General features: G+C 66.2%; 16 protein-coding genes. 7 read left to right on the top strand and 9 right to left on the bottom strand.

The window, feature by feature from the left end; all coding sequences use genetic code 11:
- Positions 1-546 carry a gluconokinase gene (locus tag FBY33_RS10735; protein ID WP_142030547.1) on the bottom strand — a complete coding sequence of 182 codons (546 nt, stop codon included), beginning with the start codon at positions 544-546 and terminating at the stop codon, positions 1-3.
- 192 nt (positions 547-738) lie between these two features.
- Between FBY33_RS10735 and FBY33_RS10730 the strand changes: the two genes are divergently transcribed.
- Positions 739-1473, top strand: a complete 735-nt coding sequence (locus FBY33_RS10730; protein ID WP_200831360.1) for a FadR/GntR family transcriptional regulator — start codon at positions 739-741, stop codon at positions 1471-1473.
- Between the two features lie 69 nt (positions 1474-1542).
- On the opposite strand, the gene FBY33_RS10725 is transcribed toward FBY33_RS10730, so the two are convergent.
- The 7 genes from FBY33_RS10725 to FBY33_RS10695 all read right to left on the bottom strand — a co-directional run bounded on the left by FBY33_RS10725 (position 1543) and on the right by FBY33_RS10695 (position 7090).
- Positions 1543-2496, bottom strand: a complete 954-nt coding sequence (locus tag FBY33_RS10725) for a plastocyanin/azurin family copper-binding protein (protein ID WP_142030546.1) — start codon at positions 2494-2496, stop codon at positions 1543-1545.
- Positions 2497-2797: 301 nt separating this feature from the next.
- Positions 2798-4087, bottom strand: a complete 1290-nt coding sequence (locus tag FBY33_RS10720; protein WP_142030545.1) for a plasmid pRiA4b ORF-3 family protein — start codon at positions 4085-4087, stop codon at positions 2798-2800.
- 126 nt (positions 4088-4213) lie between these two features.
- On the bottom strand, positions 4214-4417 hold the full coding sequence (locus FBY33_RS10715) for a cold-shock protein (RefSeq protein WP_015936345.1): 204 nt from the start codon (positions 4415-4417) through the stop codon (positions 4214-4216).
- A gap of 202 nt (positions 4418-4619) precedes the next feature.
- A complete protein-coding gene (locus FBY33_RS10710) occupies positions 4620-4967 on the bottom strand; it encodes a PRC-barrel domain-containing protein (RefSeq protein WP_142030544.1) in 348 nt (115 codons plus the stop codon).
- Complete coding sequence (locus FBY33_RS10705) at positions 4954-5364, bottom strand: hypothetical protein (RefSeq protein WP_142030543.1); 411 nt, start codon at positions 5362-5364, stop codon at positions 4954-4956. Before FBY33_RS10705 ends, FBY33_RS10710 begins: the two co-directional genes overlap by 14 nt.
- Entirely contained in the window at positions 5361-6587 is a 1227-nt protein-coding gene (locus FBY33_RS10700) for an Nramp family divalent metal transporter (protein WP_142030542.1), read from the bottom strand. The genes FBY33_RS10705 and FBY33_RS10700 overlap by 4 nt, the downstream gene beginning before the upstream one ends.
- Entirely contained in the window at positions 6584-7090 is a 507-nt protein-coding gene (locus tag FBY33_RS10695; RefSeq protein WP_142030541.1) for a hypothetical protein, read from the bottom strand. The genes FBY33_RS10700 and FBY33_RS10695 overlap by 4 nt, the downstream gene beginning before the upstream one ends.
- A 228-nt stretch (positions 7091-7318) precedes the next feature.
- Between FBY33_RS10695 and FBY33_RS10690 the strand changes: the two genes are divergently transcribed.
- The 4 genes from FBY33_RS10690 to FBY33_RS10675 all read left to right on the top strand — a co-directional run bounded on the left by FBY33_RS10690 (position 7319) and on the right by FBY33_RS10675 (position 10995).
- Entirely contained in the window at positions 7319-7723 is a 405-nt protein-coding gene (locus tag FBY33_RS10690; protein ID WP_142030540.1) for a TfoX/Sxy family protein, read from the top strand.
- 2 nt (positions 7724-7725) lie between these two features.
- A complete protein-coding gene (locus FBY33_RS10685; protein WP_142030539.1) occupies positions 7726-8991 on the top strand; it encodes a flavin-containing monooxygenase in 1266 nt (421 codons plus the stop codon).
- Positions 8992-9034: 43 nt separating this feature from the next.
- Positions 9035-9808 (top strand): alpha/beta fold hydrolase, encoded by a 774-nt coding sequence (locus FBY33_RS10680; RefSeq protein ID WP_142030538.1) that lies wholly within the window; start codon positions 9035-9037, stop codon positions 9806-9808.
- 110 nt (positions 9809-9918) lie between these two features.
- On the top strand, positions 9919-10995 hold the full coding sequence (locus FBY33_RS10675) for a tellurite resistance/C4-dicarboxylate transporter family protein (RefSeq protein WP_142030537.1): 1077 nt from the start codon (positions 9919-9921) through the stop codon (positions 10993-10995).
- A gap of 9 nt (positions 10996-11004) precedes the next feature.
- On the opposite strand, the gene FBY33_RS10670 is transcribed toward FBY33_RS10675, so the two are convergent.
- Positions 11005-11712 carry a hypothetical protein gene (locus FBY33_RS10670; RefSeq protein ID WP_142030536.1) on the bottom strand — a complete coding sequence of 236 codons (708 nt, stop codon included), beginning with the start codon at positions 11710-11712 and terminating at the stop codon, positions 11005-11007.
- A 209-nt stretch (positions 11713-11921) separates the two neighbouring features.
- On the opposite strand from FBY33_RS10670, the gene FBY33_RS10665 reads away from it, so the two are divergent.
- Together FBY33_RS10665 and FBY33_RS10660 are read left to right on the top strand one after the other, a co-directional pair.
- Entirely contained in the window at positions 11922-12374 is a 453-nt protein-coding gene (locus FBY33_RS10665) for a hypothetical protein (RefSeq protein ID WP_235010537.1), read from the top strand.
- A 133-nt stretch (positions 12375-12507) separates the two neighbouring features.
- Positions 12508-13194 (top strand): response regulator, encoded by a 687-nt coding sequence (locus FBY33_RS10660; RefSeq protein WP_142030535.1) that lies wholly within the window; start codon positions 12508-12510, stop codon positions 13192-13194.
- The last annotated feature ends 15 nt before the right edge of the window (positions 13195-13209 follow it).

Raw genomic sequence — 13209 nt, 5'->3', positions numbered from 1 at the left:
TCAGGACGCCGCGGGCGCCTGGCCGGAGGGGAGGTTGAGGGCATGGACGACGGCGGCGACCAGCTCTTCGGGTGAGCACGAGATGTCGAGCCGGAGGCTGCCTGCGTCCAGCTCTTCCTGGCTGAGCGGCTCAAGGGTTGCCAGCTGGCTGGGCAGCAGGGTGGGCGGCATGAAGTGGCCCACCCGCCCCTGCATCCTCTGGCTGATCAAGTCCGCGCCGCCGTCGAGGTGGAGGAAAATGACGCGGCCTTCTGAGCCGGAGAGCAGCTCACGGTAGCCGCGCTTAAGCGCGGAGCAGGTGAGGACGGTGCTCTTGCCGGCGGCGGCCTGCGCGGTCATCCAGCTGCGGATCTCCTCGAGCCAGGGCCAGCGGTCCTCGTCCTGGAGCGGAATCCCCTGGCTCATCTTGGTGATGTTTGCTTGGGGGTGGAACTCATCGGCTTCTGCGCAGGCCCACCCCAGTTGCTGGGACAGGGCGGCCGCCAGGGTGGATTTGCCGGAACCGGCAACGCCCATGACCACCAGGTGCGTGGCTGGATACTGCATGTCATACCTCCGGAGAAGACGTCTTTGGCTTTCGAAGAAGCTCGCTGCGGGCGCGGTGTTCATCGGCCCAGCGATAAGGTATCACCTTTCTTGCCCAAAGATACTATCTAATCGTGTCATAAGTCATACCTTTACCGGTTTCACCGCTATTCTGGAGAGGCGCAGCGGCGCGTAACGGAACGGGGAAAAAGAATGTCGACGGCGACAGTCCAGGACGGCGATGAAGTGCACGACGGCGCTCCCGCCCCGGCGGCGCAGGGCCGGGTCATTGAGGCGGTGGGGGTTGCCATAGCTTCAGGGGAACTCGCCCCGGGTACCCGGCTCACGCTGGAAGGGCTGCAGCACGAATACGGGATCTCGCGGACCGTTGCCCGGGACACCATGAAGGTCCTGGAATCGATGAACCTGGTCTACTCACGCCGGCGTGTGGGCATCGTGGTGCAGGAACCCTCACTATGGAACGTCTTCGACCCGAACCTGGTGCGCTGGCGGCTGGCCTCGGACCGGCGGGACCTGCAGTACAGCAGCCTCACCGAGCTGCGCATCGCCGTCGAGCCGATCGCCGCCGCGGGCGCGGCACGCCGGGCCAGCGCCGCGGAGCGTACACAACTGGTGTCCCTGGCCGCCGACCTCCGCCGCCTGGGCGAGGCCGGTGACCTCCAGGCCTTCCTGGCCGCCGATATCGCGTTCCATCAGCTGCTGCTGCGAAGCTGCGGCAATGAAATGTTCCGGGCCCTGGAAGGGATGATCGCGGAGGTCCTGACCAGCCGGACCCGGCAGGGGCTCATGCCGTTCAAGCCGCGGAGCGAGGCACTGCAGGCGCACGATGACGTTGCATCGGCCGTGGCCGGCGGCGATACCGCGGAGGCAGAACGGGCCATGCACCACATCCTCGATGAGGTGCGGGAGGCGATGGGGCTGCGCTGACCCCGAACGCAAACGGTCCGGCCGGGCAGGCGCCCGACCGGACCGCGTATCCCGCCGGTGTCTATGGCGTCAGTCGACGACCCTCACCTTGCCCACCATGCCCATGTAGTCATGGAGTGCGCAGATGTACTCAAAGGTTCCCTTCGCCTGGAACGTCACAGCGAACTCATCCCCGGGCCACATGATTCCCGAATTGAGATCGCCGCCGTTGAAATGCGAGCGGTCGCCGGACGGGGCGAAAATGTTCGCCGGTTCGGTGCCAAACGTGACGGTATGGGGAGCGTCCATGCCTGTGTTGGCGAACACGACGGTATCGCCGACGTGCACCGTGACGGTTGGCCGGACAAAGCGCATGACCATCGCCACGCCGTCGTCACCGCCGGCTATTACCTTGTGGTTGCTTGCCTGCTGCGCCAGGGATGCGTCGAGTTGCTGCCCGTCCCGGAGGATGGACCTCTCCTGGGCCCTCGATGCCTTGTCGTAGTCCGCCTGGCTGTAGGGGTAGTCCGTGCCCCGATCGCGCACGTGGACGGTTCCCTTCATCACCATGCCGTGGACGAGGCAGTAGTACGTAAAGTCGCCTTCCCGCGGGAACGACAGGCTGTAGCTCCTCGCATCGGGGAAGCCAGGGACGTCCACGTTGGCCAGGAGGCCGGAGTTGTAGTACGAATGCCCGTCGTAGCTGTCCCCTCCGCGCTTCAGCAACTCGTCGTTGCTGAACGGATTGAATGGTTGCAGCGACTGTCCCGATGCCAGGAACGTCACCGTGTGAATTTCCGCGGAGTTAGCGTGCCACGTGATCGTGTCCCGCTTGTTGATAAAGATTTCCGAGGGAAGGAACGCCATCCCCTGAATCTCCTGGTCGCGGGATTCAGAGCCCACCTGCACCTGCCAGGTCCGGTGGCTCCCTTCGTCGGCCGATGCGGGGCCGGCTGCAGCCAATGAGGCGAGTAGTGCAACAGCGAATGCGACAATGAATGCCAGTTTGTTGGATCTCGGTGTGGTTCCCCGATAGTGCTTCATAGCAGTGCTTTCTTAAACGGCGATCTGATAAATGCCGATGTGCAGCTGTAGCCGATTCAACCCATTGCGTAACTGGCCCAACCGGCCACTGTTTTTCGGAGTGAGGTTCCGGCTGCCGATGCCGGGGAGCGCGGGCAGCCAGTGCCGGCCGATTTTCGGACCGGACATGCACCACCCCAACCGGTGCCGCGCAGGTACATATGGAATTCTCCAGACGCCGCCCACGGCGTCGGTTTGGCATGCTCAAGGCGTGCGCACTTCAAGAGTGCTCCTGCTGCTGGAACTTGTCGAGACGGCGCGGCTAAGGAAAATGCCGCTCGAGGCGCAGGCCTGCGGGCGGAAAAGTCCTGGCCCGGTCCACGACGTCCAGAAGGAATTTTACCCCGCCGTCGGTGAGCAGCGGAGGGCCCATGGAGTCCCGTGCGGGCTCCGTCAGGTGCAGGCATTCAAGGCTCCAGCGGACAGTGCGGTTAATGTCGGCGCCCCACTCCTCCGGTATCGGGTCGCCTGAACGGGTGACCATGCCTGCCATCCGCAGGTCCTCGTGGATGATCCCGGCTTGGAACGCGTACGGCGGCTCGATGCCGGTAAGGTGCCAGTGCACCTGCAGCAGCGTCACCAGGTAAACACCCGGATGTTGCGGGCGGGCGATCTCGTCCACCACGTAGTCCCACAGGTCCTCGGGCCGCTCGAGTCCCCGCCGTCCACGCGGGGACAGGACCAGCCGGCCCTTTCGTTTGGACAGGAGTTTCCAGTCCATCAGGTGCTGGCGCAATTCAGCGACCTGGCGGGCATGCGTCTCACGGTTGCCCTTGCCCATGGCCGGGTGCGCCCAGCCAAGCTCCTCCATGGCCCGCTTCACCAGGGCCGGCTTGAGGTAACCGTCCTTGGTGAGCTCCACTCCATCGCCGGACGCTTCATGCAGGAGCCACCGGACCGGCCGGAGGACGCTGTCCCGCTCCGGATCCCCTAACGGCTGTGGCCACCACTGCAGGCTGAGCATCCGCAGCTTCCTGTTGGCGGCGTGCAGATCGAAGGCAGCGGGATCGAATCGGTGGCCATACAAACCAGTCATGCCGTAAGCCCAGGATGTGGCCTCCTGGTGGTCCGGGTGCGATGGGTCCTGAATCGCTTCGATTAGTTGCCTATAACCGTGTGGGCCGCCTGAGTCCTCGATCGCCCCGCGCCGGGCGCCCTCGACACACAACATCTCACCCGGTTGAAGCTCTGCAGCTCCCACGAGTTCCACACGATGGGTCCACGAATCCCCGAAGTCGTAGTCGTAGTCGAAGGCCATCCCTGGCTTCTGTGGATCGAGAAGTTCGGAGAGGACGACGGCGGACGCGGACTCTGCCTGCAGGTCTTCCGCTTCATCGTCGGGCCCAATGATCCTGCGCTCACGGCCCGCACAGTCTGTCCCGCGCACGCCATAGAGATGGCGGTTCTCCCATCCAAAGGCTGCCTGCACGGCCAGGTGGAATTGGCCGATGGTCAGAGTTTCAGGGAGGAATAGTCGGCGCCAAATCAGCGGCTCGCTGTCCTCAATGCTGATACGAAGGTTGAGACCCGGCGCTGTTCCCACTGTTGGCATGCTGACAATTCTGGCAGGTGCAGCCTCGATCAAAGGAGCTGGCACACGTGGGTTAAACAAAAGCAGGGCCTGCCGATGAACGGCAAGCCCTGCTTGGAAACCTAACGGTCCCGGAACTCTAGGAAATTAGAGAGCCTGGATGTTGGTGGCCTGGGGACCCTTGGGGCCCTGCTCGGTGTCGAAGGAAACCTTCTGGTTCTCTTCGAGGGAGCGGAAGCCGGAGGAGTTGATCGCGGAGTAGTGCGCGAAAACGTCCTGCGAGGAGTCGTCCGGGGAGATGAAGCCGAAGCCCTTTTCAGCGTTAAACCATTTGACGGTACCAGTAGCCATTATTTTTGTCCTTCGTGAAGGTGGAGGGGAAAATCCCGACTTTCGGGCCCTCCGGCGTGGGGTGTTCAAAAACCGCTACTTCAGAAGAACACGGGCTTTCGACCGTGCGTACTGCCTGAACTACCAACTGCATAAACACAACAACAGGATCAACACTACAGGAGATTCGCCCCACACCTAATTCCGCACCTGTTCAGCGCCACTAAACCTGCCGGCGATCCTCCAGCGCCGTGCTGTACCGGGTGAACCCGGGCCGGAGCCGGACCGAGCGCGGGCCCACCATGGCGATGTCCTCCCACAGCACCAGGAACGAGCCGCGGTGCCGCCACCGCAGTATCCGGGCCAGCAGCCATGGGTGGGTGAGGCCATTCCGCTCATACCCCAGGAACGACGCAACGCTGTGCGGGCTGACCACCAGCCCCAGCAGCCGCGCGTCCGCCATCAACTGGTGCGGGGGCCCGTCCAGGACGAACCGGGCGTCGGCTACGCGGCCCAACCGGCCGCCGTCGGCGTCATGGACCGGGGTGCCCAGCAGGTCACCGAGGATCATGGCGGCCTCCCGGTATCCGCGCGATGATCTTGTCCCGCACCCACCGTTCCACCCAGCTGGCATCCAGCGGTTCGCCGCTCACACCGAGCCGCACCACCACTTCCACCTCCGCCACGTCCTTCCACGGGACGCGGATCAGCCTGGACGACGGCGCCCTGCCGCCAAAGATGCGCGTGCCCAGCACCGCCCCGGTCAGCAGGGCCGTAATGACCGGTGGTGCCGTCCCCGGCGGGATCTCCACGTCCAAAGCAGGCCCGCTCACCTCGAGGTCGTCCACGGTGGTGACCGGGACGCCGTCGTGGTCCAGGACCTGCCGGTCCATGAGGTGCAGCTGCGCGTCCAGGATGCGGCCGGCCACGTGCGGGACCGGCGGCAGCGGACCGGACGGGGAGGTCATGAGCCGGCTCCTGTCACGATCATGAGCGGGATGGCGGCAAGGGAGGCCACCAGGATAATCACCAGGTAAACCATCCCCAGCACGTTCACCACACGGCCGTTCACGTGCTCGTGCATGTACTGGGGATCGTTGGCCACGATGAGGACGGGCAGGTACGTCAGCGGCAGGGCGATGGCGGAGAACACTACCGAGTATTCGGTCACCTGCACGGGGTCCACGCCGGTGGCCAGGACCGCGATGCCGATCAGCAGGCAGACAATCATGGCCAGGTGGAACCGGGCTGCCTCCGCCGGGCGGCGGAACTTCCCCCAGGACCAGCCGAAGAACTGGGCCAGGGTGTAGCCGGACGAGAGGGTGGTTTCCAGGGCGGCGCCGAATGTTGCGGCCACGATGCCCACCAGAACGAACGCCAGCCCCAGCTTCCCGGCGCCTTCGGCCACGGGCAGGATCACCTGTGACAGCGACGTCACGGAAATACCGGCCGGCAGGAGCACGACGGCGGCGCACGCGGCGATGGCCACGGACAGCAGGCCGCCCAGCGGAAAACCGACCATGACGTTGATGCGCTCCTGCAGCAGGTCCTTCACGGTCCAGCCTTCCTCCACGGCACCGGAGGAGAAGAAGAAGACCTCGTAGGGGGTCATGGCCGCACCGAACAGGGCAATGGCGTAGTAGCTGTACGTCCACACCGTTTCCTGCTCCGGCACGGCGGGCGCCAACTGCCCGGCCAGTGCTCCCCAGTCCGGTTTGAGGAGGAACAGCGCCACCGCAAAGACAATCAGCGTCAGCCCCAGCAGGCCCGTGACGTTTTCCATGATGGTGAACCTGACGCGCCAGATGACCAGCCACACGGCCACCGCCGCCACGGGAATCCACAGCAGGTAGTACACGCTGCTGGCCAGCTGCAGCGCCAGGGCAATACCGCCGATTTCCGCGGTGACGGTCATCAGGTTGATCAGGAAGGACGCCGAAAGGTTGGCCAGGCCTGCCCGCGCGCCGAGGCGTTCGCGGATCACTTCGAACGTGGCCCGCCCCGATGCCGCCGCCACCCGGCCGGACATGTTGGCGAACAGGCAGATGCCCACCACGCCGACCACCACGACCCACACCATTGACAGGCCGAACCGGGAACCGACCACGGCGTTGGTCACCAGGTCCCCGATGTCCACGAACCCGCCGATGGCGGTGAGGACCCCGAGCGCGACGCCGAGGAGCCGCTTCATTGGGGCCCCACCGTGCCTTCGAGCTGCTTCAGGGCATCCTGCGCGTCCGCGAGCGCCTTGTCACCGTCGGAGAGGGAAGGGCTGCCGCCGTCGTTGCCTGCCAGTGCGGCGCGCGCGGTGGCGAAACCCGCGGCGCACTGGTCCAGCACGTCCAGTGCCTGCTTCTGCGCAACACGCTCCTCCTGCGTGGCCGGCGAGAGCTTCAGGACACTGCTCCTGCTGGCCTCGACCTCCTTGAGGGCGTCCTCCAGGCTGGTGTCGGTGGCGGCTTGGGTGAGCTTGCCGTCCATGTCCTGGCGGAGGGCGATCCGTGCGGTGGCCACGGCGGAGGAACTGTCCTGCACGGCGGTGGACACCGACGCGCCAACGCCGCCGCTGCAGCCCGTGAGGAAGGCGAGCGCGGCGAGGGCCACGAGCGCGGGCCTGGCGGTGGGGCGGGCGCCGAAGGTGGCGGGCCGCACGGTAATTTTTGCGGCCGGGGCGGAGTCCGGCGTGTCCAGCACCGTTGCCTCCAGCCCCCGGAAACTCCCGGATCCATGTGACCTGGCGGGGCAGCCAAAGAAATAGTTGCCTTGAGCTATATATAGCACTCCGCAGGGAAGTTTGACCTGCTCAGGCCGGGATTTTTGCCGCTTGCGCTATCAGGTCCACGGACCCTCGACCGCGCCTGCGAATAGGCATATCCTGCATCCAGATCCTGCGGAAATACCCTGCCACCGGGAGATGAAGCCATGGAGATGCCCAAGGCAAGCGAGGAAGACAAAGAGCGGTTCCGGCGCGTGGTCCCTGACCATCCGGGGGTGGTGGTGAAGCCGATGTTCGGCAACCTGGGCGCGTTCATCAACGGCAACATGTTCGCCGGACTGTTCGGCCCCACCATCGGCGTGAAGCTCTCCCCGGAGGACAAGGAGATGCTGGAGTCATCCGAGCGGACCGTGCCGTTCGGGCCGGCGGAGCGGCCCATGGGCGGATACACCGGGCTGCCGGAGGTCTGGAATGAAGAGGGCGACGGCGACGACACCCGGGCGCGGGCATGGGCCGAAAAGGCGCTGGCTTACATCGCGTCCCTGCCGCCCAAAGAGCCGAAGGAACCCCGAGCAAGACCCACCAGGAGTTCCCGGGCGGCGGCGAAGTAGCCATGTCCGCCCCCGCGGTTTCCCGTGACGAGACCAACACCGTGGTGGTAGGTGCCGGGCAGGCCGGCCTGGCCACCAGCTACTGGCTGGCGCAGCGCGGCGTTGAGCACCGGCTCCTGGAGCGGCGGCCTGCTGTGGGCGGCGCCTGGCAGGACCGGTGGGACTCCTTCTACCTGAACACCCCCAACTTTTCGCTGGCCCTGCCGGGTACGGACTATGACGGGTCGGACCCGGACGGATTCATTCCCCGCGACGCCACCATCGACTTCTTCCGCAGTTACGCGGAGGACATCCACGCCCCGGTGGAACTGGACACGGAGGTCACCCGGATCACCGCGGCCGGGACCGGGTTCACACTCGAAACGGGCCGGGGTACCTGGGCCGCCCGGAACGTGGTGCTGGCCAGCGGCGCCTTCCAGCGACCGCGGATCCCGCTTGCCGCCGTCGGCCTCTCCCCGGACGTGCTGCAGGTGCACAGCCATGAGTACCGCAACCCCGGGCAGCTTCCGGAGGGCGCGGTGCTGGTGGTGGGCACCGGACAATCCGGCGGCCAGATCACCGAGGACCTGCTCGACGCCGGGCGCACCGTGCACCTGTCAGTGTCCAGCTGCCCCGAAGCGCCGCGGCGGTACCGGGGCCAGGACATCTTCCACTGGATCATGGAAGTAAACGTCCACGGCCCCGGGTACGGGATCAATGCGCTGCTGGTGGACCAGTTGCCCTCCCCCGCCGGACGCTTCATGTGCAACCCGCTGCTGTCCGGCAACGGCGGCGGCCACAGCGTGCACCTGCGTGGGCTGGGCCGGCGCGGCGTCCGGCTGCATGGCCGGTTTGAGGGCCTGCACGACGACGACCTCGTTTTCACGGATGACCTCCCCCAGCGCCTCGGGCTGGTGGAGGCGGGGTTCGGGCAGCGGCTCAAGCGGCTGGCCGACGCGTACATCAGGGCAGCCGGGATCGACGCCCCGGAAGCTGAGGAGCCGGAGGCGGACCACTGGCTGCCGCCAGAGTCCGGCGCCCGCCTGGACCTTGCCGCGGAAGGGATCACCTCCGTCATCTGGTGCACGGGCTACGCACTGGACTTCAGCATCCTGGACCTGCCCCTCCTGGATGAGTGGAACTACCCCCGCCATGTGAAAGGCGTGACGGAGCACCCGGGCCTGTACGCCGTCGGGCTCCCCTGGCTCACCCGGCACATCTCCGCCACCCTGGTGGGCGTAGGCCCGGACGCCGACTACGTGACGGAACATTTGGCAGCGCGGCACTAAGCGCGACAAGAACGGACGGAACAGCCAGCGGAAGTGAATAACCATGGAACCGGTTCGCGTGATCCTGCTGCCCGGGAGCGTCCTTCCCGCCGGCCCTGCCTACGGTGGCCTGCTGGAGGCGCTGGGACCTGGCGTGGAGGCGGTTGCCAAGGACCTGGAGCTTTACGCCGGGGATGCACCGCCGCCGGGCTGGAGCCTGGATACCGAGGCGGACGGCGTGCTCCGCGAGGCCGACCGGCGCGGCTGGGATACGTTCCACCTGGTGGGGTACTCCGGCGGCGGCTCAGCCACCCTGGCCCTGACCGCATCGCATCCCGAAAGGCTCCGCAGCCTGGCACTGCTCGAGCCGGCATGGGCAGGCACCTGGGACTGGAGCCCCGGGCACAGGGAACTGTGGAAAAAATATGACCGGTTGGACGGACTTCCGCCGGAGGAGTTCATCACCGCCTTCATGCGGCTCGGAGTGAGGGACGACGTCTTCCTGCCGCCACCGCCGCCCGGCCCGCCACCGCCATGGATGGCCAAGCGGCCGGCGGGGATCGGCGCGTTCATCAGGACGTTCAAGTCGTACAACCTGGACCGGGACCGCCTCGCCTCCTTCGACCGGCCGGTGCTGTTCATCCTGGGCGGCAAAAGCAACCCTGATGACTATGCCGACAACGCCAGGCGCCTGGGCCAGGTCTTCCCTGACTTCCGGCTTGAGGTGTTTCCCGACCGCCACCATTTTGATCCGCCGCACCGGATCGAGCCGCAACGGGTTGCCGCGCTGCTCCGGGAGCATTGGGCAAGGGCCGAAGCTGGCCGCGGAGAACCGTAAGCAATTCCCCCGCGAGATGGCATATGACGGCAATGATCCTGCCCGGGACTGCGGCGAAGTGCCATCTCGCGGACGCTGGCCTGCAGGATCCTCCAGCCTAAGCTGGGGGCATGGACACGGCCACTGACGCCCGGCACTCCTTCGCTTCCCGCGCGAACCAGGCGGTGCGGACGCTGACGCCCGGCTACTTCGCCCTCACCATGGCCAGCGGGATCATCTCCGTGGGGCTTGAGCTCGAAGGGTTCCACTCCATGTCAGTGGCGCTGCTGGTGGTGTGCGCGCTCTCCTACGTGGTGATTCTTGCGCTCAGCCTGCTCCGCCTGGCCAAATTCGCCGACGATATGCGCGGCGACTTCCTGGACCCCGGCCGGGCGTTCGGATTCTTCACCTTCATCGCCGGAACAAATGTGCTGGGGACGCGGGTTGGGATGGCGGGATGGCAGGGCACGACGGCGGTCCTTCTGTCAGTCGCGGTCCTCGCCTGGGTGGTGCTTGGCTACGTCGTGCCATGGACCGCCGTGCTCGGCCGGTCTGAGCGCCCTGTGGTTAAAGATGCCAACGGCTCATGGTTCATCTGGTGCGTGGCCAGCCAGTCCGTGGCTGTCGCGGCGGCCTCCATCGAGCCGCTCGCCGCGCCGGACTGGCGCGCCGCCCTGGCGCTCGTCGCCGTCGTTGCCTGGTCGGTGGGGCTCATCCTGTATGCCGCCGTGGGGATCTTCGTCTCGCTCCGGCTCATGACCTATCCCATCCGGCCGGAGGATCTGCGCCCGCAGTACTTCGTGGCTATGGGCGCCATGGCCATCAGCGTCCTGGCGGGAGCGCGGATCGTGGAGATGGCCGGAGCCCCCATGGTGGATGCCACCCGCGGGCTGGTGGCAGGTGCCTCCGTGGTGTTCTGGTCCTTCGCCTCGTGGCTGTTGCCGGTACTCATCGCCGCCGGCTGGTGGCGGCACATGGTCCACCGGGTGCCGTTGTCCTACGAGCCGGGCCTGTGGAGCGTGATCTTCCCCCTCGGCATGTACGCGGTGGCCGGGATTTATCTGGGCCGCGCCGACCAACTGCCGTTGGTGGCAGCCATCGGCCGGGCGGAGCTGTGGCTGGCGCTTGCGGCATTCCTGGCTACCCTCGCCGGAATGTTCCTGCATTTGTGGGCCACGTTGCTGCGCCCCTCCCGCCAAGGACGGTAGCCCGGAGGCTCAGCCGGCCCGTGGGCCGGGGCGGTGTGACTTCTGCCGTCCGTCCCGGTGGGCGATGTAGGCGTAGACCATCAGGGTGATGCCGGCCAGGATCATGATGGCCGGGAAAGCGAAGTCCAGGGAAATGAACACCACCGTTGCCTGAAGGGCAAAAATCAACCCCATGACCGTGAGGACCGCGGCCGGGATCAGCGGCCACTTCATCCTTTCCGCGGGGTGATCGCCGGCGTGCCCGGTGCTGTTGATCGGGACCAGGGAAAGCACACCAAAGGTGGCCGCCAGGCCCAGGAAGAGGACCGCGGCGGTGGGCATACCCTGCAACTCCTGCGGAAGGGCCACAATGACCGCCAGCGTGAGCATGACACCTGACGGGATCAGGGCCCACCAGTTGGTGCGTTCCCGCACGAACACCGCGGCGAAGCCGGCCCCCATGAAGAGGAACAGGAAGGCCGCGCCCCAGGCTCCGCCCGTGAGCTCGGTTGCGGTGATGACGGCTGCCAGGCCCAGGAACACAGATCCCGGGATGGCCGCCCACCAGTTTTCCCGCCGCCGGACGAACAGGGAAAGGAACAGAACCCCCACGGCCGCGAAGATCAGCGGGGCCACAATGGCCGCACTGTCCATGACACCGAACCGGTCCAGCAGCAAAAGCCCACCCAGCCCAATGAGGACAATGCCTGCAATGATGCTTGCGTTCGCTGATTTCACCGTGGGCCTCCCGGTTCCGGCAGCCAACGTGCGCGGGCTGCTTAACCCCACGCTACGGGCGGGAACAAAGGGGAAACAGGGCCCAAAGCCCCCCGGCTTCAGCCTGAACCGCTGTCCCTCCCCCTGCCCGCTCCGAGGTTGGGACTTTCAGCCCTATAACCGGGCCGGGACGCTTGGCATCCTTGTAGGAAGCCGCGCGCCGACGCGCGATGCTCCTCCATCCTTCCAACTTCAAGCCTTCGACATCCCCCGGCACGGACGCCGATGGCATGGCGGAGGAACTCAGCAGCAGGTTCGAATGCCTTCACGAGGACCTGGTATGCCGCGGTTTCCCGGACAATGAAGCCCGCACGGAAGTGGCACGCATTGCGGCGCGGGAGGTGTGGGACGGGTTTGCACTACAGCTGCGCAGGCACCGGGCCGCGGGCCGGCAGATGGACGCAAACGTCCTTGCTGTCGCGCTGACCTCGCTCCAGGGCACGCCCCTGGCACTGCTCCGCCACCAGGGAGACCTGGCCTATGCCAGCCGTGCGGTGTCCACGGCCCTCCGCCGCCTCCAGCACAACGGCGGTCTGCTGGACCGGCTGCACCCGCATGGCAGCCCGGCCTTCAAGGACGCAGCCGTCATCCTTCATTCAGTGGAGGTTTTCCTCCGCCGGTAAACTGCAGGACCGGACCTTTGGCCCTGCTGCTAAAGTAGCCGGACACGAAATGATTGACTGAGGATCCTTCCGAACGGGGCGGGCGCGCTGACAAGGCGGCCGGGGAGGCCATCGACCCGATGAGAGCGTCTTCATGGATACACCTGCAGCACCCCGCGATTCACTTCGGTCTCCGGCCTGGACTCCCCGGATCTTCATCCTCAACGACCATGAGCCGGTGCGGCGGGGACTGAGCGATCTGCTTGAAAATGACGGGTTCGCGATAGCCGGTGAAAGCGGATCGGCCGCCGAAGCCAGGCACCTTATCCCCCTCCTGGAACCGGACCTCGCCGTGTTGGACGACAGGCTCCCGGACGGGACCGGGATCGAGGTCTGCCGCGACCTCCGCGCCACCGCCCCCGGGGTCCGGTGCCTGATCCTGACAAGCTGGGATGAACCGCATGCCGTGCGGGCAGCGGTTCTGGCAGGCGCGTCCGGATACGTGCTGAAGCAGGTGGGGGACAACACCCAACTGGTGAACGCCATCCGCAGCGCTGCCGCTGGCAGTTCACTGTTACGGCCGGGGGTCAGGGAAAGGATCGCGGAAAGCCTTTACGCAGCTTCCTCCGCCTCCTGGCTGGACAGCCTGACGGAGAAGGAGCGGAACGTCCTTGCTTTCATGGCCCGCGGCCTGACCAACCGGCAGATCGGGCAGGAACTGATGCTGCCCGACGAGCAGGTGAGTGCCTGCGTATCCTCAGTGCTGCAGAAGCTGGGCTTCCGGCGCCGCAGCCAGCTGATCCCGGTGCCAATCCCGCCCGCGTGGGAACTGCTGCACTGATACACCACGGGACGG

The organism is Arthrobacter sp. SLBN-112 (assembly GCF_006715225.1).
In the GTDB taxonomy this organism is placed as follows: Bacteria; Actinomycetota; Actinomycetes; order Actinomycetales; family Micrococcaceae; genus Arthrobacter.
This window is presented reverse-complemented; position numbering and strand designations above follow the sequence as displayed.